This window comes from Bradyrhizobium rifense, assembly GCF_008123425.1.
GTDB classification, from domain to species: domain Bacteria; phylum Pseudomonadota; class Alphaproteobacteria; order Rhizobiales; family Xanthobacteraceae; genus Bradyrhizobium; species Bradyrhizobium rifense.
Genome location: NZ_VSSS01000057.1, coordinates 14135 through 38554, shown reverse-complemented (window position 1 = coordinate 38554; position 24420 = coordinate 14135). Strand labels below are relative to the sequence as shown.

General features: G+C 62.0%; 17 protein-coding genes. 8 read left to right on the top strand and 9 right to left on the bottom strand.

The window, feature by feature from the left end:
- Window positions 1-7: 7 nt before the first annotated feature.
- Window positions 8-907, top strand: coding sequence for a DUF4399 domain-containing protein (locus FXB40_RS33570; RefSeq protein WP_246208128.1), 900 nt, complete (start codon window positions 8-10; stop codon window positions 905-907).
- Between the two features lie 79 nt (window positions 908-986).
- Here the strand turns inward: FXB40_RS33570 and FXB40_RS33565 are convergent, their stop codons facing one another.
- The 9 genes from FXB40_RS33565 to FXB40_RS33525 all read right to left on the bottom strand — a co-directional run bounded on the left by FXB40_RS33565 (window position 987) and on the right by FXB40_RS33525 (window position 13074).
- Window positions 987-2573 carry a methyltransferase regulatory domain-containing protein gene (locus FXB40_RS33565; RefSeq protein WP_187437325.1) on the bottom strand — a complete coding sequence of 529 codons (1587 nt, stop codon included), beginning with the start codon at window positions 2571-2573 and terminating at the stop codon, window positions 987-989.
- 5 nt (window positions 2574-2578) lie between these two features.
- Window positions 2579-5218 (bottom strand): type VI secretion system ATPase TssH, encoded by a 2640-nt coding sequence (gene tssH, locus FXB40_RS33560; protein WP_148776575.1) that lies wholly within the window; start codon window positions 5216-5218, stop codon window positions 2579-2581.
- Window positions 5219-5316: 98 nt separating this feature from the next.
- On the bottom strand, window positions 5317-6381 hold the full coding sequence (gene tssG / locus FXB40_RS33555; RefSeq protein ID WP_148776574.1) for a type VI secretion system baseplate subunit TssG: 1065 nt from the start codon (window positions 6379-6381) through the stop codon (window positions 5317-5319).
- On the bottom strand, window positions 6345-8312 hold the full coding sequence (tssF, locus tag FXB40_RS33550; RefSeq protein ID WP_148776573.1) for a type VI secretion system baseplate subunit TssF: 1968 nt from the start codon (window positions 8310-8312) through the stop codon (window positions 6345-6347). Before tssF ends, tssG begins: the two co-directional genes overlap by 37 nt.
- Window position 8313: 1 nt before the next feature.
- Window positions 8314-8862, bottom strand: coding sequence for a type VI secretion system baseplate subunit TssE (gene tssE / locus FXB40_RS33545; protein WP_148776572.1), 549 nt, complete (start codon window positions 8860-8862; stop codon window positions 8314-8316).
- A 181-nt stretch (window positions 8863-9043) separates the two neighbouring features.
- The gene (locus FXB40_RS33540; protein ID WP_148776571.1) at window positions 9044-9529 is read right to left on the bottom strand and encodes an Hcp family type VI secretion system effector; all 486 of its coding nucleotides are present in this window, start codon (window positions 9527-9529) and stop codon (window positions 9044-9046) included.
- A 49-nt stretch (window positions 9530-9578) separates the two neighbouring features.
- A complete protein-coding gene (tssC, locus tag FXB40_RS33535; protein WP_187437324.1) occupies window positions 9579-11081 on the bottom strand; it encodes a type VI secretion system contractile sheath large subunit in 1503 nt (500 codons plus the stop codon).
- 24 nt (window positions 11082-11105) lie between these two features.
- Complete coding sequence (tssB, locus tag FXB40_RS33530) at window positions 11106-11633, bottom strand: type VI secretion system contractile sheath small subunit (RefSeq protein ID WP_148776569.1); 528 nt, start codon at window positions 11631-11633, stop codon at window positions 11106-11108.
- A gap of 124 nt (window positions 11634-11757) precedes the next feature.
- The gene (locus tag FXB40_RS33525) at window positions 11758-13074 is read right to left on the bottom strand and encodes a type VI secretion system protein TssA (RefSeq protein WP_148776568.1); all 1317 of its coding nucleotides are present in this window, start codon (window positions 13072-13074) and stop codon (window positions 11758-11760) included.
- Between the two features lie 334 nt (window positions 13075-13408).
- On the opposite strand from FXB40_RS33525, the gene FXB40_RS33520 reads away from it, so the two are divergent.
- The 7 genes from FXB40_RS33520 to tagF are packed head-to-tail and all read left to right on the top strand — an operon-like array spanning window position 13409 to window position 24417.
- A complete protein-coding gene (locus tag FXB40_RS33520; RefSeq protein ID WP_148776678.1) occupies window positions 13409-15277 on the top strand; it encodes a type VI secretion system Vgr family protein in 1869 nt (622 codons plus the stop codon).
- A gap of 5 nt (window positions 15278-15282) precedes the next feature.
- Complete coding sequence (locus tag FXB40_RS33515) at window positions 15283-15846, top strand: DUF6931 family protein (RefSeq protein WP_148776567.1); 564 nt, start codon at window positions 15283-15285, stop codon at window positions 15844-15846.
- Window positions 15847-15858: 12 nt separating this feature from the next.
- The gene (gene tagH, locus FXB40_RS33510) at window positions 15859-17220 is read left to right on the top strand and encodes a type VI secretion system-associated FHA domain protein TagH (RefSeq protein ID WP_148776566.1); all 1362 of its coding nucleotides are present in this window, start codon (window positions 15859-15861) and stop codon (window positions 17218-17220) included.
- A gap of 48 nt (window positions 17221-17268) precedes the next feature.
- Complete coding sequence (gene tssK / locus FXB40_RS33505) at window positions 17269-18606, top strand: type VI secretion system baseplate subunit TssK (RefSeq protein ID WP_187437323.1); 1338 nt, start codon at window positions 17269-17271, stop codon at window positions 18604-18606.
- Window positions 18603-20132: a type VI secretion system protein TssL, long form gene (tssL, locus tag FXB40_RS33500; RefSeq protein ID WP_148776564.1), complete on the top strand. Its 1530-nt coding sequence runs from the start codon at window positions 18603-18605 to the stop codon at window positions 20130-20132. Before tssK ends, tssL begins: the two co-directional genes overlap by 4 nt.
- Before the next feature lie 41 nt (window positions 20133-20173).
- On the top strand, window positions 20174-23719 hold the full coding sequence (gene tssM / locus FXB40_RS33495; RefSeq protein ID WP_148776563.1) for a type VI secretion system membrane subunit TssM: 3546 nt from the start codon (window positions 20174-20176) through the stop codon (window positions 23717-23719).
- Window positions 23716-24417 carry a type VI secretion system-associated protein TagF gene (gene tagF / locus FXB40_RS33490; RefSeq protein ID WP_148776562.1) on the top strand — a complete coding sequence of 234 codons (702 nt, stop codon included), beginning with the start codon at window positions 23716-23718 and terminating at the stop codon, window positions 24415-24417. Before tssM ends, tagF begins: the two co-directional genes overlap by 4 nt.
- Window positions 24418-24420 lie beyond the last annotated feature (3 nt).

Genomic DNA, 24420 nt, shown 5'->3' with positions numbered 1-24420 from the left:
GTCTCTCATGGTATCGAAAGCCTTGGTCGCAATGACGACGTCCCTCCTGATCGTAGCGGGAGCGTTCGGCTCAGCGCATGCACAGTCAAAGCCTGCCGGCGGTCCTACAACGTCGCCTCCTGGCGCTGCGGTCTATTTCGTGGACATCAAGGACGGGCAGACCGTCCCGACAAAATTCACCGTTCATTTTGGTTTGAAGGGAATGGGCGTAGCGCCGGCCGGATCCGACAAGGAAAACTCCGGTCACCATCATCTTTTGATCGATACCGAGCTGCCGCCAGTGGATAGTCCCATTCCGAGCGACTTCAATCATCTGCATTTCGGTGCAGGTCAGACCGAAGCCGAAGTTACGCTCACGCCGGGAGACCACACGCTACAGCTGCTGTTGGGCGACAGGAACCATGTGCCGACGTCACCGCCGCTGTTCTCTGATCGTATCCATGTTCATGTCGTCGATCAGGCTGCAGCCTCGTCGGCCCAGGCCACGTCGCATTCGGGACGTCACCCGTCGCCCCCGGGAGCGAAGGTTTATTTTGTCTATCCCGTGGACGGGGCGTACGTCACGCCAACGCCTGTTGTCCGCTTCGGGCTGGTCGGCATGGGCGTCGCTCCCGCCGGCTTCGAAAAAGCGAATACCGGGCACCACCATTTGCTGATCGATACCGGCCTGCCGCCATTTGATCAGCCGATCCCGAATGATTTCAACCATCTCCATTTTGGCGCCGGTCAAACCGAAGCCAAAATCAGTCTACCGCTGGGGCGTCACACGCTGCAGCTGATCCTAGCGGACGAAAATCACATACCACACGATCCCCCGGTCTTTTCGCAGCCCATCAACGTTGTGGTGACCGCTAACGGTCGCAAGCCGCCGACGCGGAAACGTCACCGAACGTCGCACTATCATTAGACACGAGACGGGATGCACGCGAGTGCGCGCAGCCCACGGCAGTGGTCTCGCGCCTCGCTTCGAGTTGAGATCTATCGCGTCAGGCGATCAACAAGCCCAGCTTGCCGACCATTGCAAGCGAGCGTTCAACGCTCTCTCGGATTGAAAGCAACAGCGGCTCTGCCGGCTTTCCGTCCTTGTCCTTTTGTTCGATCCGGATGGTCGGGCCGAATGCTTCAGTCATGTCGGCCGTGATCTGGTCGATCGTGCGAAGGCCGTCGAGTAGTTGCAGGAAATGCCGGGTCCGATCGTCCTCCAACTGCACTGTTTGGTGGAGCAGGTTGGTGACGTGCGGGCTTGTCTGCGACTGTTTGCGGGCGAGCAAGCTCGCTTGCGGGCGGTCGGTAATTTCCTTCAGCAGGAATGGCGGCGATACCAGGAAGGAGACCTCACCGCTGCAGGCCAGGATGTACATCGCATCCGTCAGGACCCGTTCGTCATCGTCGCCGTGACGGCCATCCAGCAGCGCGCGCGCACCGTGCAGCAACTCGCCGAATGACAAGGCGCGCGGCCAGGCGCGGCCGAGGCACAGATGCGCTGCTTTCAGGACCGGATTGGTCACCGTGATCCTGCTGCCGTCCTGGTTCTCGAATTCCATTGCAGAATCGTCTGTCACACAGGCCCCGGGATCGAGGGGGCTGGTCGTGCTCAGGAGGTGGTATCGCCTGACGAAATCTGTGTCGATCTGCCGGTCGAGGGAAACATTGTCGTGGCAAAACAAGGTGCGCCGGAAGCCGTTGCCGTCGATGAAGTCCTGATACTGGTCGCGCGCCATGAACTCGCTTTCCGGGAAGCGCTGCAGCGTGGCACGGACCTCCTCGGAATAGCCGGCGAGATAGCGGCGCGAGAAATCGGAATCGCCGACATACTGCAGGCCATGGCGAGCGGCATCCTCTGCGACTTCGTGCAACAGGAAGGCGGTCGCGCCATCGTCGAGATCGTCGTGAAACAACAATTCGTCGGGAGACTGGAGAACGCGGTTGTACTGGTCCCGCATGATCGCGCCGTGAACCGTGTTGGCCTTCGAACCTTCGCTCAGGAACTTCAGGATCGCGCGAGCCTGTCCGACCTTCTCCTTTATGCCGGTGAGGCGGCGGGTGTGATACCGCATCATGTCGCGGACCATGTCGCGGAGGTGCGAGAACGGGTGCGCATTGTAACTGACGTAGCAGATTCCGCGCGGCGCCAGGTTCTGCTTGAAGATCGCCATCATCTTCTCGCGCACGTGCGGTGGTACCCACGAGTACACGCCGTGCGCGATGATGTAGTCGAACTGTCCGAAGCTTGGATCGACATTCATGATGTCGCAATGGAGGAGCTTGATGTTGCTCAGGCCAAGCGTCGTGATATTTTTCTGGCCGCGCTCGATCGTCACACCGCTCAAGTCGATGCCGACGAACTCGCTGTCCGGATATTGAAAGGCCATGGGCAAAAGATTACCGCCGACGCCGCAGCCGAGTTCAAGTACTCGGCAGCGCTCGACCGGAGCGGGTTGCATGCCGCAGACGGTGGCAATCGTTGCGAGATGGTTGGGGTGGGTGAGCCCGTAGACGTGGCCGGGGTAGTAGACCTCGTCATACCGTGTGGGGCCGGTCGTTGAAGGGCGATGCTCAGTGTGAACATTCATTGTGCTCAGTTCCACGTATATGCGAACTTGTCGTTCGCGATTGAGACGTGTGTCTGCTTGATCTCTTCCTTGGCAAGCGATTTTCTGAGGAACTCGCGCGACAGCTCCGGCAGCAATGTGTTGGTGATGATGTTGTCGATCATGCGCCCGCCGGAATCCGGGTCGTTGCAGCTTGACACGATGTGCTCCACGACCGCGTCGTCATAGCCGAAGGCCGTGTTGTGATTATCGCGTAGCCGACGGCCGATCCGGTCGAGCTGCAGCCGGACGATGCCGCCGAGCATCTCGTCCGAGAGAGGGAAGTAGGGGATCGAAACGATGCGCCCGAGCAATGCGGCCGGAAATACTTTCAGCAATTCCGGCCTGAGCATCTTCGCGAGCTCTTCCGGTTCATTGCGATACTTTGGATCGCGGGACAACCCCATGATCAGATCGGTGCCGACATTGGTGGTCAGGATGATCAAGGTGTTCTTGAAGTCGATCCGTCGTCCGTTGCCGTCCTCCATGACTCCCTTGTCGAACACCTGGAAGAAGATTTCATGGACGTCGGGATGGGCCTTCTCCACCTCGTCGAGCAGAATGACGCTGTATGGCTTGCGCCGGACCGCCTCGGTGAGGCGGCCGCCTTCTCCATAGCCGACGTAACCGGGAGGTGCTCCCTTCAGGGTCGAGACGGTGTGCGCCTCCTGAAACTCCGACATGTTGATCGTAATCATGTTCTGCTCGCCGCCGTAGAGCGTCTCGGCAAGCGCCAACGCGGTCTCGGTCTTTCCGACGCCGGATGGTCCGGCCAGCATGAAAACGCCGATCGGCTTCGACGGGTTGTCCAGCTTGGCACGGCTGGTCTCGATACGTTTGGCGATCATCGTCAGCCCGTGGGACTGGCCGACGACGCGGCGGTTGAGGATCTCCGGCAGCTTCAGCACGGTTTCGATCTCGTCCCGCATCATCCGGCCAACCGGGATGCCGGTCCAGTCGGACACGATGGACGCTACCGACTGCTGGTCCACATGGGCATAGACCATCCGCTTTTCCGGATTGATCCCCTCCAGCGTCTCGAACTTGCCGCGCAGCTCCGCTCGTTTTGCGTCTGTATCTTGATCTTCCTTGGGCTCGGACAGGATGTCACGAATGCTGCGGATGTCCTTGACGAGCTCCTGCTCCTTGGCCCAGTCGGCCTCGAGCGCGGTTAACTTTTCTTTCAACGCGGCGATATCGCCGTCGATCGCGGCGGCGCGCTCGCCGTCCTCGATGCCCAGATCGCGGTCGCTGACCAGCGCGGATTTCTCAGCTTCGCGAGCCGTGATCGCGACACGCGTGTCCTCGATCAGGGCGGGCGTCGCGCTCTGGCTGATCGCCACGCGGGCCGAAGCGGTATCGAGCAGGCTGACGGCCTTGTCCGGCAGCTGTCGGGAGGGAATGTAGCGGTGCGAGAGGTTGACGGCTGCAATGATTGCGGCATCGGAAATGCGAACGCCGTGGTGCTTTTCCATTGGGCCAAGAAGGCCACGCAGCATCACGCAACAGGTCTCGACATCCGGTTCGTCGATCTGGATCGGCTGGAAGCGTCGCGTGAGCGCCGGATCCTTCTCGATGTACTGGCGATACTCCGCCCAGGTGGTAGCGGCGATGGTGCGCAGCGTGCCACGAGCGAGTGGGGGTTTCAGGAGGTTGGCCGCATCGCCGGTGCCGGCTGCGCCGCCGGCGCCAATCAAGGTATGGGCTTCGTCGATGAACAGGATGATCGGGGTGGGCGAGCTCTGCACCTCGTCGATCACCGAGCGCAGCCGCTGCTCGAACTCGCCCTTCATCGAGGCGCCGGCCTGCATCAAGCCGATGTCGAGGGCGCAGAGCCGGACATTGCGCAGCGGCGGCGGCACGTCGCCGGCGGCGATGCGTTGCGCGAATCCTTCGACCACCGCCGTCTTGCCGACGCCGGCTTCGCCGGTGAGAATCGGATTGTTTTGCCGCCTTCGCATCAGAACGTCGATCAACTGGCGGATCTCTTCGTCCCGACCCAGGATCGGGTCCATCTCGCCCGATTTGGCCTTGGCTGTGAGATCCTGCGAGAATCGGTCGAGCGGTGTCGTGCCTTTCGGACTCGTCTGATCCGCGCCGTCCGTGCCAGCGCCTACAAGACCCGAGCCGTCCATGGGCCGCATGGTCTCCTCGTCGGAGCCGGCCCAGATGGCGCGACGCTCGGCGGCCAGTGCTTCGACGTTGACCTTGGCGAATTCCTGGGAGAGGTTGTTCAGCGCGCGACGGATGTCGTTCGACTTCAGCCCAGCCACCAGCAGGTGGCCGGTGCGGATCTGGGTTTCGCCGAAAAAGAGCGTGGCGTAGTGCCAGCCGCGATCGAGGAGATCGATGACCGGATTGGCCACACCCGGCATGTCTGTTTCGTTCTTGCGAAAGCCGTTGATGGCGCCGGCAAGTTCCGACAGCAACCGGCCCCGGTCGAGCTTGTAATGGTCCACCGAGAGGCTGAGGTCTGTGCGGTCCTGCTGCAGGATATGAAACAGCCAGTGCGCAAGCTCGACGTTGCGGTTCCCGGCGCTCTTGGCATGGCGAAGAGCCTGTATGAAGGCGTCGTAGCCGGCGCGGTTCAGTTTGCCCGTTACGGCTTCAATACTGATGTCGGTCACGGCGGCCCCTCCTGCTCAATTGCTCCGCCGATGTTTGACACCTAACGGAAATTGGCGCGAATCCCATGACATTGGGACGATCTGCGCGGTCGATAGGTTCAAATCGCCGAGGCATCGGCTGCGGCGTTCCGGCGGGCTCGCAGGCGCTCCCCGAGTTGAAAGCGGGCGTCGCGGCGATATTCTTCAGTGGAGGTCCAGTTCGGAGAGACCCAGGTGGTCCATCCAAGCCGTCCGCTCTGCCCTAGTCTGACGGGGACGACCTCTCCTGCTGGAATCGCGAGCTCGACCTCCCACTCCAGTTCGTCGCCGATGTAGAAGAAAACGGCGTCCGCCAGCGGCTCCGACAAGTTGCGCGCTTCGGTCGGCAGGAACTGTTCGTACTGGACAAAGTTCTTGACGAAGACCCGAACCCTGATCTTGTCCTCGACGCTGAACACGCGTGAGCCGAGAAGCGCGTCGCGACCGAGGCTTGCATGCGCCTCACCGAGCCGGCTGCAGTGACTTGGGTCGAACGCAAGCCAGGTGCCGACAAATTCGTCGATCTCGACCTTGACGTCGAACAGTCCCTGCAAGAACCGCGTCAGCCGTGACGCACACTTCGCCCTGGGGGCGACCAGTCCGGCGAAGCTGAGCTTCGCCATGTCGGGTACGGTGTCCCGATTGGTGAAAGCGTTGGAGCCGAGGCCGGCAAAGGAGCCGACATAGGCGATAAAGCGATCCTCCGGGGGGCGGTCGTGCTGCGCGATCGGCCGGGCGTCGGCCCAGGCGCGAAAGAAGAGCTGAAGGAACCGCCCGTTGAGCAGGTCAAGAAAGCGCGGGAAGGCGTCGTCCCGCATCAGCCACCAGCTCAGACTCTCATCGGTCGTGGCAAGTGGCAACGCACCCTGCGGACCCAGGAGGCCGAGAAACTTGACGAGTATCCTGAGCCGGCCATTCTGGTCGTCGACCGCGGCAAGATTGGAGGCGGGGAACTCGAGGTAAGGCACTTGGCCGAGATCGACGTACTCTTCGCGGCGGGCGGCGCTGTCACCGATCCGAGGTCGATCCGGATTGGCTCGCTCGAGCTGACGCAGGGTATTGAAGAAATCGAACCGCCAGGGTTCGGCCTTCATCTGGTCGATCAGCGTCACAGCGGTCTCCGCGTGCCCATGCGCGGTGGCCACCGCATGATCTCGCCACGCTCCGGCGTCGAGACGACCGTCTGGGTGAAGGTGTTGAAGCCTGAATAGTCGGCGAAGAAGCGCTCCAGCACAGCTCCGAGCAGGAACACGCCGCTCCCCTCGAACGCCTTCTCGTCAAGCGTGATCGTGATCTCCAGGCCGCGCGCGGCACCGCTGCCGGTGCGCTCCCGCACCCGTCGCACGACGGGCCGGCTTTCGATGCTGCGCACGCCCCGGATCTTGCGTTCGGTGGCGTCGTCGTACTGGTCGGCAAACAGGGACAGCATCTCGCGCAGCGCTCCGGCGTTCTTGCCGCCATTGCGCTCGACGAGGCCGAGATAGTTCAGGCTCAGCATGTTGATCAGCCGCCAACTGACGATCCCGCTGTTGGCGATTTCGCTGCGACTGCGCAACTGGGCGACCACCGGCTCGCGCGGCCGGGTTGGACCAGCAACGCACAGCAGGTCGAGGGACGTATCGTCCAGCAGGCGGAAGTCGGCGCCGCTCGCGCCGACCGGCAGGTGCTCAGTGAGGTGCCGATTGGAACACAGCGCCCGGACGCTGAGCTCGGCGGCAGAGTCCTGCCCGTTCAATTCGCCGGGCTCGAGCAGCGACAGGAACATGTCCGTCCCGGTGTAATCGGAAGATGAGCCGTACGTCTTCTCTTCCACCGTGCGGCGCCGGGGTAGGCGGCGGACGGTGAAGTAAAGCCCCTGGACCGATGCGCTGGTCTGGTCGACGGCTGCCGAATACAGCGGGCGCACCAGCCGCTTGTCTTTCTCCGCCGGAAAATGCGCGTAGACTTCGAGGACCTGGTGCGGCTCGTATTCGAGATAGCGACTACGATCCGGCACCACGTGATATTCGTGGGTATTCGACTTGACGGGGATTCGATCACTCGTCTTCTCGAACAGGTTGATCGCCGGCGCGGTGTAGAGCCTGAAGGTGTCGGGACGCACCGCGGCGGCGAGCCGCGAATTGTGTTCATCGAAGGCGAATACGATATCGATCGACTTGCTGCGCAGCCGCGGCATCACGCTGCGGAGTCCGGTCAGGTGGATGCCAAGGAACTTGCGCGGAAACATGAAATATTCCCTGAGCAGTTCCGAGCCGCGAAAGACGCGGTTGTCGTTCGGAAACAGCGACTCGGTTTCGTCGAAACCGATCTGCTGCACGCAGTCGTGTGGTGCGCGCGTCACCACCGGATCGCCGAAATCGTCGAGATGTCGGAAGTAGACGCCCTTGCAATTCGATATCAGTTGCTCGTAGAGCGCGATGCCGTCTGATTCCGCACCGACGAGGTAGATCGGGAGCTCGCCTACGCGGCAGCCCGCAAACCACGTTTCCGGCTTGGTCCGAGCCTCTGCATCCGGCAGTTCCTCGTCAAGTCGGGCCGCGGTACGGTGGGTCAACGATAGCCTGAGTCCGGCGATGACGTCGCCGCCGACCGGAATTCCGAGTGCCTGCAGCGCGCCCGCGGTCGAGAAGTATTCGGCGCCGGTGACGTCGAACGGCCAGAGTGTGATATCACGGCAAAGTCGAAATCGGCAGGCGAGGCTTCGCTCTCTTTCGCGGTAGGTGGCGTCGAAGTAGGCGCCGCGCGCGAGCTTTTTGCCGTCGCGCAGCGCCGGGTCGGCATAGGGCGGTCGTGCTGCGACCAGCATGGCCGACGGGGTAGGGGCAAGATAGTTCGGAACCAGCTGTTCGAGCAGATTTGAGGTAAATTCCGGAAATTCGTGCTTGAGCTTCAACTGCACACGGGCGGCGAGAAACGCGGCGCCTTCCAGTAGCCCGGTGATCATCGGATCCGAGCGGTCCCTGATCAGGCCGCCGAGGCGTTCCGCGATGCCGGGATACTCCTCGGCGAAATCTCCAGCCTGCTCGTACAGCAGGGATAATTCGCGATTGTAGAAGTCCAGGAATTCGCGATTCATGCTAAAGTCGGTTGATCTGGATATCGCCGCTGTCGAGCTCGACGTCGGCGACGAATTCCACGGGAACGTTGAGCGGTTCGGCTTTCAGATCGGCGTGAACGATGAAGCGCAGCTTGAGCTGCTCGGGTCCGATCGAGCCTTCGCGGCGGACGCGGATTGTCTTACGATCGAGCCTTGGTTCATAGGTGAGCAGTGTGGCGCGCAGCGCGTCACTGAGCTCGTCGTCCGTGAGCTCGTCGATCGAACGGTTCGCGATGTCGGGAAGGCCATAGTTCAGAATCGACGTTCGTACGCAATTTCGGCCGCTCATGTCCAGCGTCGATTCGAGAGCGATCGTATTGAGAAGCGTTTCAAGGTCATGGGAGACCTCGCGCCGGAGCAATGCCTCCGAGATCGGATGGCGTCCCGTGCTGCGCCGGCCTGCGATAATCCGCTCACCGGACTGATCGCGCAGATCGAGCTTCTTGCGCGCATCACGCGCTTCGTGCGCCGCGCGAAAGGCGAGCATCAGCGGCGGAGAGAGCCGATCCTTTTTTGGCGTAAACGTCATTCCGGTCCCCATGTCGGTCGGCGCGTATGCCGCTTCGAAGGGCGGCAATTGGCGTCCGACTTGACTTATCGTGGCCAGGCATCCGGCCCTAACCCGGGCCATTCGAAGATGTAATCCGGGATCGCGCCGCATGGCGCCGGTGTCCGCTATCGGCAACCGGCGCCAGGCGAGGGGCCGAAGATCAAGCCCATTCCTTGTTGGCAGGAACGTCCCAGCCGAAGGTCGGCGAGGCGCCGGCGGCACCCTTGTCCGTCTGGCTCTTGTAGGTCATCTTGACCTTGGCGAAGTTCAGACTCACGTTTTCGGTGAGGCGGTCTTCGCCGTGTGATCCGCCGGTCGACACGCTGGAGACCAGAACGTGCTTCATCTCGATCTTGAGATACTCCAGCGGGTTCTCGCCGGCCTTGCGGACAGTGAGGATCGCCGTATCGATGTGCTTTCCGTTCGCGCAGACCTTGAACAAATCCGGGGTGGCCTTGTCCACGAAGTGCGTGAAGTGGAGATCCTGGACGCTGACTTTGCCGGCGCCGCCTCCAGATCCGCTGTGGAATGTGCCGGTCTGGCTTTCGCCGAACGACCAGCTCAACACATCAATCTCTTCCTTGTGCTTGTCGTCCAGCGACTCGCCCTTGATGGGATCGAGTTTCAAGAAAATATCGACAGCCATAGCTTAGTCCTCTCAAAAATCTGCAATTGACAGTTGCGACGACGTGACGTCAGGAGCTCGGGCCTGGCAGGCGCGAGACGAGACTGAGGCCGACGTCCATCGCTTCGAGTTGGAAGTGTGGACGGAGAAAGAAGCGTGCGTTGTAGTATCCCGGGTTCTCCTCGTTTGCTATGACCTCGACCTTCGCTGCGGCCAGCGGCTTGCGCGCTTTCTGAGCTTCTGACGACAGGGCCGGGTTGGCATCAACGTACTCGTTGATCCAGGTTTGCAGCCAGACCGTCAGCTCATCCTTCTCCTTCATGGATCCGATCTTGTCGCGAACCATGCACTTCAGATAGTGCGCAAAGCGGGACACCGCGAACATGTAGGGCAGACGTGACGACAGGTTGTCAGACGCGGTTGCATCCACGCCTTTCTCGCCGAAATACTTCTTTGGCTTGTAGAGCGACTGCGCACCGATGAAAGCCGCCTTGTCGGTGTTCTTGCGATGGATCAGCGGGATCAGACCCGCCTTGGCGAGTTCATGCTCGCGACGATCGCTGATCGCGATCTCGGTCGGGCATTTCAGATCCACGCCGCCGTCGTCGGTCGGGAACGTGTGCGTCGGCAGATTGATGACCTCGCCGCCGGACTGAACACCGCGGATGCGGGTGCACCAGCCAAACTCCTTGAAGGCGCGGTTGATGTTGACAGCCATCGCGTAGGAGGCGTTGATCCAACCGTACTTGTCGCCGGTATGCCCGTCGGTTTCTTCCTCGAAGGCGAATTCTTCCACCGGCTCCGACTTGGCGCCGTAGGGGAGGCGACCCAGCACTCGCGGCATGCAAAGGCCGACATAGCGCGAGTCATCCTGGTCGCGGAGACCTTTCCAGGCCGCGTATTCCGGCGTGTCGAACACCTTGCCGATGTCGCGGGGATTGGACAGTTCGGTCCATGAATCCATGCCCATCAGCGTGGGTTCGGCTCCGGCGAAGAAGGGGGCGTGCGCGGCGCCGGCGACTTTGCTGAGATCACGCATCAACTGCACGTCGGTCGGCAGATGGCTGAAATAGTAGTCGCCGATCAGGCAGCCGAACGGCTCGCCGCCTAACTGGCCGAATTCGTACTCGTAGACCTGTTTGAACAGCGGGCTCTGGTCCCAGCGGGCGTCCGGATAGAGCCGCAGGTTGCGATAGAGCTCGGTCTTGGAGACATTCATCACGCGAATCTTGAGACTGGCGTCCGTCTCCGAATTGAAGACGAGGTAATGTAGGCCGCGCCAAGCGCTTTCGATCGCCTGGAACTCCGGCGCATGGAGGATCTCGTTCATCTGCGCGGTGAGCTTCTGGTCGATCCGCGCGATCATCTCCTCGATGGTGTCGAGGACATCCGACTTGATGACGCTCGTGTCCTTCAACGCCTCCTGAACGAGCGTGGATACCGCATTCTCGACTTCGGTCGCAGCACGTTCGGTGCGGGGCTTAAAGCTCTGCTTGAGCAGATTCGCAAACTCGTCGGCCTCGACGGTTCCGACTTGAGTGACGGTCGCCTTTTGACCAGCTTCTTTTGCCATGGTCCCCAGTCCTTCTCTTTAATTCTATTTCTCGGCGTCGGGTTCGGTCGGCTGGCTCGCTGCGCGTTCTTTCAGCGCGGCCATCAGCTGCGGATCGTTAAGGAGCTTCTTCAGCTGATCCTCGGCAGCCACCTTGCCGTCCATGTAGCGGAGCAGGTTGGCGAGCTGTTCGCGGGCCTCCAGCAGCTTGGCCGTGGCCGGAACCTGCCGGGCGACCGCCACAGGTGAGAAGTCGGCCATCTTGTTGAAGCGTAGGCTGATGGAAATCTTCTCGTCGGCCGCTTCGCTCAGGCGGTTGGTCACGCGGGCCGTCACCCCGGGCTGGATCGCGGCCATGCGGTTGTCGAAATTGTCCATGTCGAACTCGAGGAACTTGCGCTCCTCGACCTTGGCTTTCTCCACGCCGGCGTTGTTGCCGGAAAGGTCGGAAAGGACGCCCATCACGAACGGCAACTCGATCAGCCGCTCGGCGTCGTAGGGATCTTCGTAGGTGATGTGAACGCGCGGTGCGCGGTTACGACGGATGAATTTTTGACCGCTGTCCGTAGCCATGGTTCCCCTCTCTGCGAAATCATTGAGAAGCCGGTTTGCCGCGACGCAGGTTACAAGAGCAGCTCAACTTGCGGTCGGCAAAAACTCCCTATGTCCTGTTAGTGGCGTCGAGCGAAAAGCGGGTTCAATACGATTTGTCGATTGTCTTGAGCGCGCCCTCGGGCAGGACGTCATTCAAAAGGCTGAGAAAGTCTCGCGGTGCCAGATCGCGCGCGCGGTCGACCAAAAAGGGAATAGGGCTGGATGGTTCTGCGGTCCGGAAAAATGCGGCCACTTTGGCCAGCAGGCTCAAGGCCTGCGCTCTATTTTCTACAGAAAAAACAGTATCTTGAACTTCGCTCTCGATCCCGGACGCGGATGGGGTCGCAAGCTCCGCCATCCGTTCGATGGGCAGGTCGAAGAACTTGTCCCGCCCGATATTGATCGCGGCGCTCTCGACGTGGGCGGGCACCAGCATTCGCATCACTTCGATGAAAGATTTACCAACCATCTCCTGCGCCTGACGCACCAGCAACAGGGCGGGATTGGACGGTTCCATTCGGGCGAAATAGTCTGCGGCGGCGGCAAGCGCGGCAGTGGCCTGCGCCGACGACGTCAGCGCACCGGTTGCCTCAAGGGGAGTTTGCGTGTCGGATAGTTCAGCGTCGTCTGACGGCGCAGCCACAACGGCGGACGGGTCACGCTCCGCGACGAGACCCGCAAGCCAGGCGGCCATGCCATTAACGACGCCGGAGACCCTGTCGAGGCTGATGGGTTGCGCCGAGTTCAAATTTTCGTGCCAGATCGTCTTGATGCCTGCAATTTCGGCCGCGACTGCCGAACAACGTGCACTTGCCGCCCTCAGGGTGTCGAGATCTGTGTCGTCGATGATGCGCTCGATGATTGCAAGATCGGGACCGTCAATGTCGGCGTCACCGGCGGGAATTTCTCCCTTGGCAACCTGATAGGCACGATAGTTGAGGGTGCCTTGTCTACGATTTTCGATCAGCGGGAGGAATTGGAGGGGATTGATCACGGTCGGAAACACGTCGATCGCTTCGATCGTGACGGCGCGAAGAGCGTAGTCGCCGTCTTCGGCCCTCGGATGTACAGCTTCCCACTGCTCCCTCAGCAACGTGGTCGTCGCCTTCAGGCAATTGAGAAAGCCGTCAAGGTCCCGATTGAGGATGGAGAACTTGGCCAGCAGCATGTTCAAACGCAGATCGCGGGTGCGCGCCAAAAGAGGTCGTGCGGCGGCAAACTGGCCGGCGATGTCGATGGCCCTCGGATCGAAGCGCCCGCGCTCTCCATTGGCGTTGACGACCTCGAAATACGACATCGGCAGAAGCGATTCCGCACCTGCGAAGAAGTTGAGGTACTGAACGTCCCCACTTGCGTCGAGATCCGGTCCGCAGGGATCGTCCGCGGCTACCGGCTGGGTCAAGGAGGCGACGTCGAGCATGATCGTCCATCTGCTGGGCCCCCGCCGAACCCCGTGACGTTCAAGGGAGAGCGGAGAGGGGACTATAATCCGATTGTCTTATGGGTCAGATGCTTGGCGATCCCGGTTCATTCCCGGTGATCATGACAGTTTCGCGTGAACCAGCAAGCTCTTGGAGGCGACTACTTGAAGGCCGGGATGCTTCTTTGGACGGCTGCTGTGGCGCGTCAGGCGGCCAACCCCGGGCGGATGTACCGGCCTGCCAGCGGCGGCCAGGATGTCTGTGGTTCTTGCATGACGCCTGATCTGCTCTCCGGAGCCGGTCATGCGGCCGACGAGGGAGTTTACCGCCCACATGGGCCAGCTTACCCAAGATACCCGCCTCTGCGAGCTCAAGACGCCACTGGGCAAGGACGTTCTGGTTTTCGTCGGATACGAGGCTTCGGAAGGTCTCAGCGAACTCTTTGAGTACCGTATCGAATGTCTCAGTGAGGACGCCGATCTCGACTTCGACCGCGCAATCGGTCAGCAGTGCACGCTGAAGATAAAGCTTCATGAGAAGGAGCGCGAGTTCAGCGGCATTCTCACCGAGGCGCAATGGCTTGGGGTGAAGAACGACTATTTCAGCTACAGAATCGTGCTTCGGCCCTGGTTATGGCTTCTGTCGCGAACCACCGATTGCCGGATATTCCAGGACAAGAAGGCGCCCGACATCATCAAGGAGGTCTTCAACGATCGCGGCTTCACCGACTACGAGTCGAAGCTGACCGAGGAAGGTTCCTGTCCGAAGCTCGAATATTGCGTTCAGTACCGCGAGACCGATCTGAATTTCGTTTGCCGACTGATGGAACAGCACGGCATCTACTACTTCTTCAAGCACGAGGGCGGCAAGCACACGCTGGTATTGGCGGACTCAAAATCGTCGCACAGTCCGATCGACGGACTCGCCACGATCCCCTACATCCCGCTGACGGGCGCCGACCGGCGAGGCGAGCAGCACATTTACGAATGGGTCTCGGAGCGCCGGTTTCGGACCGGCAAGGTCGAGCTCAACGACTACAACTACCAGAAGCCCAATGCGCAGATGATCAGCGACGCCAACGGCAACGAGAATTACACCCGCTCGGAGATGGAATTTTACGACTATCCGGGCAAGTTCAAGGAAAAATCCGACGGCGAGCGCTACGCGAAGGTCCAGCTCCAGTCCGAGCAAGCCATGGACCGGCGGCGCCGCGGCAACGGTGATGCGGTCAGCCTGTTCCCCGGCGGACTGACCAAGCTCGAGAAGCATCACAAGGACTCGCAGAACGTCGAATATCTGGTGGTACGGGCCACCCATTCGTTCTCGATCGAAGCGTACCGCACAGGCGGTCCCAGCGACGCCGGTCAGCACGTCTATTTCGGCAGCTACGAATTCCTGCCAAGCGACCGCCCGTTCCGGGCGCCGATGCTGACGCCGAAGCCAAGGATCAACGGCGTCCAGACCGCCAAGGTCGTGACCAAGGAGGACAATTCGAGCGAGGAGATCGACGTCGAAAACCTCGGCGAAATCTATGTCCGGTTCTTCTGGGACCGTAAGAAGAAGCGGTCATGCCGGTTGCGCGTCGCCCAGGTCTGGTCCGGCAAGAAATGGGGCGGTCAGATCATTCCGCGCGTCGGACAGGAAGTGGTCGTCGAATTTCTGGAAGGGGATCCCGACCGGCCGCTGATCGTCGGCACCGTCTATAACGACGAGTACAAGCTGCCCTACGACCTGCCGTCCAAGAAAACGATCGCGGGATTGAAATCGGATTCCACCAAGGGAGGCGGCGGCTACAACGAGTGGAACTTCGAGGACAAGAAGGGCTCCGAGAAGATCACGGTGCATGCCGAGAAGGACCATGACGTGACGGTTCGCGACACCGAGACGCGGACCATCGGCGAAGCCGCGCTCGGCGGCGACACCCGCAAGACCACCCTCGTCAACGGCAACGACAAGCTCGATATCGAGTTGGGCGGTCAGCATATCACCATGACGATGGATCAATCCGTCACCGCAGGCCTCACAATCACGCTCATGGCCAACGTCAACATCACGCTGCAGGTAGGCCCCAGCCAGATCATCCTGACGCCTGCGGGCATCGTCATCAACGCGCCGACCATCGCCATGACCGCGCAGGGCGCCATGGCGCTAGCAGCCGGGGGACCGCTGGGTGCCCACGGCCTGCCAACCCTTGTCGGCTGAGTGCTATGAGCCAGGTTCGGTTCGGTACGGTGCAGGATCTCTTTCAGGCCTATCCAATGGCGCGCCACGACGTCGGCAGGGCCGAGGCCGACAAGCCTTCACTCGATTTTCTCCAGGACGCCACCGATGCGCGCAATTGGCACGGGGCCGTCTCCTTCTGCGCTTATCTGCTGCCCCGGCGCGTCGCCGTTGCCTGGGGATGCCGCTCGTTACGACGGATGTTCGACCATTTCGATGCCAACGACGGCAGGTCGCTCAATTACGTGGATACCTGGGTCAGGCAACCCGACGAGCAGTCCCGGAACAAGGCATTGGCCGTCGGCAACGCCAACGATCCCGAGCAGCCGGCGACATGGCTGGCGCTGGCGGCCGGATGGTCTGGCGGAAGCGTGGTCCCGGCGGAGTTTGCGCCGGTCGAAGCCAAGCCCGATCAAGCCGCGCGCGCGGTGCGCGCGGCCCTGCTGATCGCCCTCTGCCGGCTCCCTCGCGAGTCCCGGGACCGGATAATGACGGCGTGCCTGGAGGATGGTATTCAGTTGGCACGCGGCGAACCGCGCTCTCCGCGCTAACGAGACGAAGAGATGGTGCTTCGCTTCAATATCGAGAACGAACCGAACCTTCCGGACGGTGGCCCAGTGTCATTTACGGTCACCGGCAGGCGCTCGGTCGATATTGGCCGTGACCGTCACCTCGATTGGACGTTGCCGGATCCGGCGCGGATGATCTCCGGAAAGCATTGCGAGGTGCATTTTCGCGAGGGCGGCTATTGGCTGCATGACGTCTCGACCAACGGCACTTTTCTCAACGGCGCCGACCAGCGAATTCGGGGACCGCACCGACTGCGTGACGGCGACCGGCTCACCATTGGCCAATACATCATCGGGGTTTCACTGGAGGATGAGGCGGGCGGGCATCCGCCGGACCGCGAGGCACAGCAGCACGTTCCTCTCGTCCAGCAACATGCCGATTATCAGGAATTGTGGGCGGCCGATCGCGACGTACCGCCGCCCATCGATCCGCAGCAATTGAAGAAGCCGCGCGAGGCGGCGCGACCCGTCAATCCGGAGTTTCTGGATTGGGCGGCGAGCGTCCCCTCGCCGGGTGTGGATCCCTTTCGACGTCCACCGCCGACGTCCCCGTACCAGCCTTCCGCGCAGGACGACATGAGCTGGGCCGACGGCCCGGTCGCCGCACCGAAAGCCCCAATCGAACCGCCGCCCACGATGCCGACGCCGCGCCGGCCCTCCGTGTGGGCCGATGCTGAAGCGGCGCCCGTCCAGCCACCGCCATATGCCGAGCCGTCGCGCCCGGCGCAGGCAATGGACGAAACGCCGGCGCCCGCCATGCCGGCCGGCGGTGCCGACTTCGCGCGGCTGGTGGCACGCGCCGCCGGATTGCCCGATAATTTCTTTGCCAACACGACCGATGCCGAGCTCGCCGGACAGCTTGGTAGCATCTTGCGCATGACCGTGGACAATCTGATGGCGCTGCTGCAAGCGCGAACTCAGGCCAAGCAGCTGACGCGCAGCACCAGCCAGACCACCGTTCAGGCGATTGAGAACAACCCGCTGAAATTCTCGCCGACCTCGGAAGATGCAATGCGGATTTTGTTCGGGCCGAAGACGCGGAGCTATCTCGACGCGCAACGCGCCTTTGCGCAGGGTTTCAGCGACCTCAAATCACATCAGTTGAAGACGTACATGGCGATGCAGCACGCCGTTCACGAGCTCATCACCGGCATCGATCCGACCCTCATTGCGCGCGAGCTCGAGCTTCAGCGCGGCGCCAAATCCTGGCTCGGCTCGAACAAGAGCAAATTGTGGGACGAGTTCATGACGCGCTGGAAGGCGCATCTCGGCCGCGACAACAGCGCGCCGATCGATACCTTTATGCTGCATTTCTCCGACTATTACGACCGCTCTGACAAGGGCGGTGCAAAGTGAACTAGCGGCGGCCGTGCGGTCGCCGACATTGCTAAAGTGGATGTAGGAATGTCTTGGTACAGCAAGGTTTTTTGGTCGGAAGGTCTGTTTCTGCGGCCGCACCATTTGCAGCAGAATGATCGCTATGTCGAGCACTTGCTGGAAAAGCGCGTTCGTTACACGACGCCATACCCTTGGGGATTTGCCCAGCTCGAGATCGACACGGACCTCACTGAACAGAGTAAATTTGCGGTGCGCAACGCCTCCGGCGTCATGCCGGATGGCACGCCATTCGACATCCCAGCGGACAGCCCGATCCCGGACGCGATCGAGGTGCCGGATTCGGCTGCCGGCCAGATCGTCTGGCTGATGATGCCCATCGCCGCACCGAACACTCGCGAAGTGGACGAAGATCGGACCGACAGCGCCAGCCGCTATGTTCGCACTTCGGAGACTTTCATCGACTCGACCTCCACGCTGCGCATCGAGGAAGAGATCGACATCGCCTATCCGCGGTTGTCATTCGAATTGCGCAAGACCAGCAAGCCAGGATACATGGGCCTCGGCATCGCGCGCATTCTGGAGGTGCGCGACAAGAACGTGCTGTTCGACGACAAGTTCGTGCCGCCGATGCTGGTCTGCGCCGCACATCCGATCATCGACGGCTGGCTCAATCGCATCATCGGCTGGGTCGAGACCAAGCTCGATGAGCTCGCACGCTACGCGGTCGATCCATCGTCTGGTGGCGGATTGCAGAGCGTAGACTATCTGGTGCTGCAGGTCCTCAACCGCACCATTCCCGTGCTGACCCATCTCCAGCGCTCCGGAAGTGTTCATCCCGAACGGCTGTACGAGGAGTTGCTGAGGTTCGCCGGTGAGCTTGCGACGTTTGCCACGCCGGAACGCCGTGCACGCAACTATCGGGCATACGATCATGATGACCTCGAAAACATTTTCACCCCCCTGGTAAGCGACATCCAGGACTTCCTGAGCGCGCGGCTCGGCCGGCGGGCGATCCGCCTCGAGATCATCGAGCGTGCACAGAATGCATTCGTGTCGCCGATCCGCGATCGGGCGCTATTCCGGAATGCGACCTTGGTGCTCGAAGTTGCAGCACGGCGGCCGCTCGTGGAAATCCAGAACGATTTCCCGCATCTGTTCAAGGTCGGCCCGAACACCAAGATGAACGAGATCGTGCACGCCAACCTGCCGGGGTTGACGTTGGTGCACTTGCCGACCCCGCCGCCGCACATCCGGGCCATCACCGATCACGTCTATTTCTATCTCGATCGCAAGTCGCCGCTGTGGCCCGAGTTCAGCACGGCGGCCTCGATCGGGATGCACTTCTCCGGCGACTGGCCGGAGCTTGAGCTGTACCTTTGGGCGATCTTGGAAGATAGGCCATGAGCGACAGGGACAAGCCGGTCAATCCTTTCGGTCGGGGCGAGCGGACGATCATCCGTCCCAATCCCGGCGGGAAGTTGCCGCCGGCGCCTGCCGCCCAGCCGCCGGCGGGAGAAGGGCCTGCAGCACGCCCTGCCTATTCGCCGTCGCCCGTGCCGTCTCCCGGCGCCGCACCGTCGTCATCGTTTTCCCCGGTTCCGCAGGGCCCGAGCTACGCCGCCGCACCAACCAGCCATCCGTCGGAGGAATGGATATCGACCCCGACGCAACCCTCCGCACAGCAAGCGATGCTGCCGCCCGGACCGCCTTTACGCATCGACGATCTAGTCGCGCCGAACGCCAATCCGGTGATGCGCGCCGCAGGGCCCTTGCTGCAACTGCTCGGCCGCTTGCGGGTGGCGCTCATGCGCGCATCATTCGCAAGTCTGATGGAACAAGTGGCCGATGCCATAAAATTCTTCGAGAAGGACATCCGTTCGGCGGGCATCTCCGAGCACCAGGCCAATACGGCGAAATATATCCTGTGCGCCACCGCCGACGATATCGTGCAGCATATCCCGACCGAGGAGCGCCACGTCTGGACGCAATACTCGATGTTGAGCCGGTTCTTCGGCGAGCGGGTGGGCGGTGTCCGCTTCTTCGAGATCCTGGACCATTTGAAGGTTGATCCGCTGGTCAATTATCCGGTGCTCGAATTGCAGCATGCCTGCCTCGCGCTCGGCTTCCAGGGCATTCACCGCACATCGACGGGTGGGCTTGCCAATCTCCAGGTGATCCAGCGCAACCTGTATGAAACGCTGCGCCGGGTCCGTCCCAAGACGATGAGCGACCTGTCGCCGAACTGGCGGGGGCAGGCGCTGGCGGCTCGCCGGCAGCGCCTCCGTGTTCCGGTTTGGCTGGTAGCGGCCGTGGTCGCCGCGCTGCTGACGGGCTCTTATTTCGTCTTGCGCACACTGCTGGCCGGCCGGTCAGAGAATGCCGCCGAGGTGGCGCTGGCCCTGCATCCCACCGATCCGATCGAGCTCAAACGCAAGGTGATCGCGCCGCCGCCGCCGCCACCACAGCCTCCGCCACCACAGCCGGACCGCATCACCCAGTTGCAGCGCATCCGCAACGCGCTCGCCAAGGAGAATACCGCCTGCGCCATGACCGCGGACCAGACCGCGAGTTTCATCGTGATCAGGGTCTGTGACCTCGCACTGTTCTCGTCGGGCCAGGCCACCATCCTCGACGGCTTCAAGCCGATTGCGGTCCGGGTCGCTGCAACCCTCGACAAGGAGCCGGGACGAATCCGGGTTGTCGGCCATACCGACAGTTCGCCGATCCGCACCGTGCGCTTCCCGTCGAACTTCGAATTGTCGGTCGAGCGCGCCAAGGCGGTCGCCGCGGCGCTGAAGCCCGGCATGACCGATGGTTCGCGTGTCGACGTCGAGGGCAAGGGCGCGGACGCGCCGATCGCTCCCAATACGACACCTGAAGGACGCGCCAAGAACCGGCGTGTCGAAATCTTTATTGAACGCAGCGAATAGCTGCCACCACAGCTCACGCTGTTTGCGACAGGTACCGGTCAATGCTCGCCAAGGATATTATCCGCATCATTCTTTACGGAGTTGGGCTCAGCTCGCTCGGCTGCGTGATCTATTTCGCCGGTCCCTTCATCGCATTTGGCGACTGGCACCCACTCGAGAACCACATCATCCGCCAGATCGCAATTCTGCTGCTCACCACGGCGGCGGCTGGCATCGGCGGCTTCAGCTACTTCAAGCGACGCAAGAACGCCGAGAAGATCGCCGACGGGATCAGCGCGTCCGATCAGCCTGTCAGCGACGAACCCGTGCTCAAAGAGCGCATGAAGGATGCGCTCGCGACGCTGAAGACCGCAAGCGGAAACAAGTCGGGTTACCTCTACGATCTGCCCTGGTACGTCATCATCGGGCCCCCCGGCGCCGGCAAGACCACAGCGCTGGTGAATTCCGGGCTCAAATTTCCGCTCGCACGCGGAGCAACGCCGGCGGCGATCGCGGGGGTCGGCGGTACCCGCTACTGCGATTGGTGGTTTACCGAAGAGGCCGTGCTGATCGACACCGCCGGCCGCTACACGACCCAGGACTCCAACAGCAAGGCTGACAAGGAAAGCTGGCTGGCTTTTCTCGACATCCTGAAAAAGAGCAGGTCGCGCCAGCCGATCAACGGCGTTCTCGTCGCCATCAGTGTCGAGGATGTGCTGACGCTGCCGAAGCAGGAACTCGCGCTTCACGCCGACGCCGTCAGGATGCGCCTCCTCGAACTGCATCAGAGGCTCAAGGTCAGCTTCCCGGTCTATGCCCTCTTTACCAAGACCGATCTGGTTGCCGGCTTCACCGAATATTTCGCCTATCTCGGCGAGGCCGGTCGCCGTCAGGTCTGGGGCGCCACGTTCCAGACCGCCGACAAGACGCAGAATCTGGTGGGGCAGATTCCGGTCGAGTTTGACCGTCTGCTGGAGCGCCTGAGCGAGGAGACGCTCGATCGTCTGCAGGACGAACCGACGCCGCAACACCGCGTCCAATTGTTTGGCTTCCCCGCGCAGATGGCGCGCCTCAAGCCCCAGATCCACGACTTCCTCAACCAGATATTCGAGCCGACGCGCTATCACGTCAATGCGAACCTGCGCGGGTTCTACTTCACCTCGGGTACCCAGCAGGGGACGCCGATCGACCAGTTGATCGGGTCGCTTGCGCGCACGTTCGGCGCCGAGGAGGTCGGTTCCGGATCCTATTCAGGAACGGGCAAGAGCTACTTCCTTGCCGATCTCATTTCCAAAGTCATCATCGGTGAGGCTGACTGGGTCTCGACTGATCGTGCTGCGGTCCGCCGCGCGCTGATCATCAAGACCGCAGCGCTGTCCTTGATCGGCCTTGTCTCGATCGGGCTGATTGCGGCGTGGCTGACGAGCTACAAGCGCAATTCCGACCTGATCGAGCAGAGCCTGCAGGCGGACAACGAATATGCAGCCGCCGGGGCGCCGCTCATCAAGCAGACGCTGATCGACGACCACGATCTCGACAAGGTGTTGCCGCTGCTCTATCGGCTGCGCAACGCGCCCGCTGGCTACGGATTGCGCAACGAGGCGGTGCCCCTGTCGGCCCGCTACGGCCTCAGCCAGCATGAACGCCTGCTGTCGCCCTCCAAGGCCGCCTATCACGCCGCGCTCGAACGCATGTTCCGGCCGCGCCTGCTGTATCGCCTGGAGGAGCAGCTCAATGCGCGCATCAACGAGCCCGCGTTCGTTTACGAGGCGCTCAAGGTCTACCTGATGCTTGGCGGCCTGCAGTCGCCGGACCGCGAGCTGATCCGCTCCTGGATGCAGCGCGACTGGCAGGACAACCTCTATCCCGGCGCAACCAACGCGGAGGGACGGCGCCTGCTCGATGAGAATCTCACCGCGATGTTCGACCTCGAGACGGAGCAGCCGCCGCTTGTCCAGCTTGACGGCCGGCTGATCAAGCAGGCGCAGAACTCGCTCGCGCGCCTCAGCGTGTCGCAGCGCGCCTACGAGTTCCTGAAATCCGAGGCGCGGTCATCAACCGCAGGCGACTGGATCGCCGCCCGGCGCGGTGGTCCTGATATGGCCGTCGTGTTCGAAACCACGGCGGGGCAGCCTCTGGACGCTGTGCGGGTGCCCCAGTTCTTTACGTATAACGGCTTCCAGCAAAACTTCGTCGCGAAATTGCCGGGATTGTCGGAGCGCATGAAGAAGGAGCGCTGGGTGCTGGGCGATGCCGGCCAGCAATCGGCCATCGACCAGCAGTACGACAACCTCGCCGGCGACCTCTTGAATATTTATTCCAACGAATTTGTCACGACGTGGCGAACCGCACTGGGCAGCTTGCGTCTGAAGAAACTGCTCGCCGACAAGCCGAAATACGAGGTGCTGAGGGCGCTTTCCGCGCCAACCTCACCGATGCGGCAAATCCTGGAATCGGTGCGCGACGAGACGATGCTGACCAAGGAGCGGCCGAAGCCGGCCAACGCAGCGGCGCCCGCTGCTGCCGCGCCGGCACCGGCTCTTTTCACCAACGCCCAGGATGGACCGCCCGGGGCGACGATCGAAGCACAGTTCAAGCCCTATCATGCGGTGCTGGAAGGCGACAGCACGCACCGGCCGATCGACTCGACCATCGCCAACCTGAACGATATCGCGCAGAACCTGACGCTGATGATCGAGAATCCACAATTGACCGCGCAGGCGACCGCTTCGCTTCAGACCCAGGTCGCTGCCCTGCGCAATAATGCCTCCCGCATGCCGTCGCCGTTCTCCGACATGCTGCGCGCGGCGGCTGCGGAGTTTGAAGGCAACATCGCAGCCTCGACCGCCGGACAGATTCTGCAGACGTTGCGCGATCAGGTCACTCCGGTTTGCCAGCAGACGGTGACCAATCGCTACCCGTTCGTCCGCGGTAGCAATCAGGAGGTTCCGCTCGCCGACTTCGCCAAGGTGTTCAGTCCGAACGGCGTCATGGACAAGTTCTTCACCCAGTACCTCGCGCCTTACGCCGACACCTCGAAATCGGACTGGGCCTGGCGAAAGGAAAGTCCCGTCGGACGATCGTTCTCCCCCGACACGCTGAAGCAGTTCCAGAATGCGGCCTATATCCGTGATGCTTTCTTCCAGACCGGCGGCAGCGTGCCGGCAGTATCGTTCGCGATCCGACCGCCGGGCGCATCCGGACCCGGCGTGACGGTGAAGACGGAGATCGGCGGTACTACAATCGCGAGTCCGACCACGCCAGGCTCGCCGACCGCGTCGTCGATGTTCGGCGGCGCGCAACCTCCGCCGCCGCCACCGCAATCGCAAAGCAACCCACCGACCACCGTGCTCTGGCCGGGCCCATCGCCGCGGACCGCGATTTCGGTGAGCAACGATACCGGAGCGCCATCCATTCTCGAGCGCATCGGTCCCTGGTCGTTGTTCCGGATGCTGGAGGCTGGCTCTTTGGCTGTGAAGGCGGAAAGCGCCAGTGCGACTTTCATCGTTGCCGGGCGAGAGCTCAACTATCAGATTTCGACCGGATCGTTGCGCAATCCCCTGAACCTGTCCGTGCTCCGCGAGTTTCGTTGCCCGACCGGAATATGACCATGCGTTGCGGGCTATTCGGCAAGATCGGCGCCAAACGCGATTTCATCGCGATCGCAACGCCGCGCAGCTTCCTGGAAGCCTGGGAGCCGTGGGTGCAGGCTGGGCTGTCTGCAAGTCGCCATCAGCTTGGCTCGGGCTGGCAGCAGGCCTTCCTCACTGCGCCGGTGTGGCGCTTCTGGCTCGGCGCTGCGATCTGCGGCACCACGGTGACAGGGGCGATCATGCCTTCGCTCGATGGGGTGGGACGATACTATCCGTTGACGCTGCATGCGGTGAGTGACGAGATCGCCTTGTTGCCGCCGCCGGGCATCGACCCGCAGGATGAATGGTTCGCCAAGGCGGAGGCCTTTCTGCTCTCGACCCTGGATCGCGCTGCAACGTTTGAGCAGATCTCGGATTCGCTGGATCGTCTTGCGCTGCCGCGACTACAGCCATCGCCCTCCAATGGATCGGACGTGACCGCATTGGGCGCAACGGGGGTGGGAGCGCTTTCAGACGTCGGCGCGTTCGCCCAGTCGTTCACCGCGCTTGTTGCCGCAGATCCGCAGATCCATGCCGCTGCCAGTTTCTGGTGGACCGCCGGTGGGGAAGGCTTTCCGTCAATGGCGCTGGCTTGTCGCGGATTGCCGGATCCGTTTCACTATTCCACACTGCTGACCGGCGATCTCGGCCGTACAGCACCCGGGACCGGGTGACGC

Excerpts from the sequence above, each read along its gene's own strand:
- FXB40_RS33570 (WP_246208128.1), top strand. The coding sequence starts at position 8 with ATGGTATCGAAAGCCTTGGTCGCAATGACGACGTCCCTCCTGATCGTA.
- FXB40_RS33565 (WP_187437325.1), bottom strand. The coding sequence starts at position 2,573 with ATGAATGTTCACACTGAGCATCGCCCTTCAACGACCGGCCCCACACGG.
- tssF (WP_148776573.1), bottom strand. The coding sequence starts at position 8,312 with ATGAATCGCGAATTCCTGGACTTCTACAATCGCGAATTATCCCTGCTG.
- tssE (WP_148776572.1), bottom strand. The coding sequence starts at position 8,862 with ATGACGTTTACGCCAAAAAAGGATCGGCTCTCTCCGCCGCTGATGCTC.
- FXB40_RS33540 (WP_148776571.1), bottom strand. The coding sequence starts at position 9,529 with ATGGCTGTCGATATTTTCTTGAAACTCGATCCCATCAAGGGCGAGTCG.
- tssC (WP_187437324.1), bottom strand. The coding sequence starts at position 11,081 with ATGGCAAAAGAAGCTGGTCAAAAGGCGACCGTCACTCAAGTCGGAACC.
- tssB (WP_148776569.1), bottom strand. The coding sequence starts at position 11,633 with ATGGCTACGGACAGCGGTCAAAAATTCATCCGTCGTAACCGCGCACCG.
- FXB40_RS33525 (WP_148776568.1), bottom strand. The coding sequence starts at position 13,074 with ATGCTCGACGTCGCCTCCTTGACCCAGCCGGTAGCCGCGGACGATCCC.
- FXB40_RS33520 (WP_148776678.1), top strand. The coding sequence starts at position 13,409 with ATGGGCCAGCTTACCCAAGATACCCGCCTCTGCGAGCTCAAGACGCCA.
- FXB40_RS33515 (WP_148776567.1), top strand. The coding sequence starts at position 15,283 with ATGAGCCAGGTTCGGTTCGGTACGGTGCAGGATCTCTTTCAGGCCTAT.
- tagH (WP_148776566.1), top strand. The coding sequence starts at position 15,859 with ATGGTGCTTCGCTTCAATATCGAGAACGAACCGAACCTTCCGGACGGT.
- tssK (WP_187437323.1), top strand. The coding sequence starts at position 17,269 with ATGTCTTGGTACAGCAAGGTTTTTTGGTCGGAAGGTCTGTTTCTGCGG.
- tssL (WP_148776564.1), top strand. The coding sequence starts at position 18,603 with ATGAGCGACAGGGACAAGCCGGTCAATCCTTTCGGTCGGGGCGAGCGG.
- tssM (WP_148776563.1), top strand. The coding sequence starts at position 20,174 with ATGCTCGCCAAGGATATTATCCGCATCATTCTTTACGGAGTTGGGCTC.
- tagF (WP_148776562.1), top strand. The coding sequence starts at position 23,716 with ATGACCATGCGTTGCGGGCTATTCGGCAAGATCGGCGCCAAACGCGAT.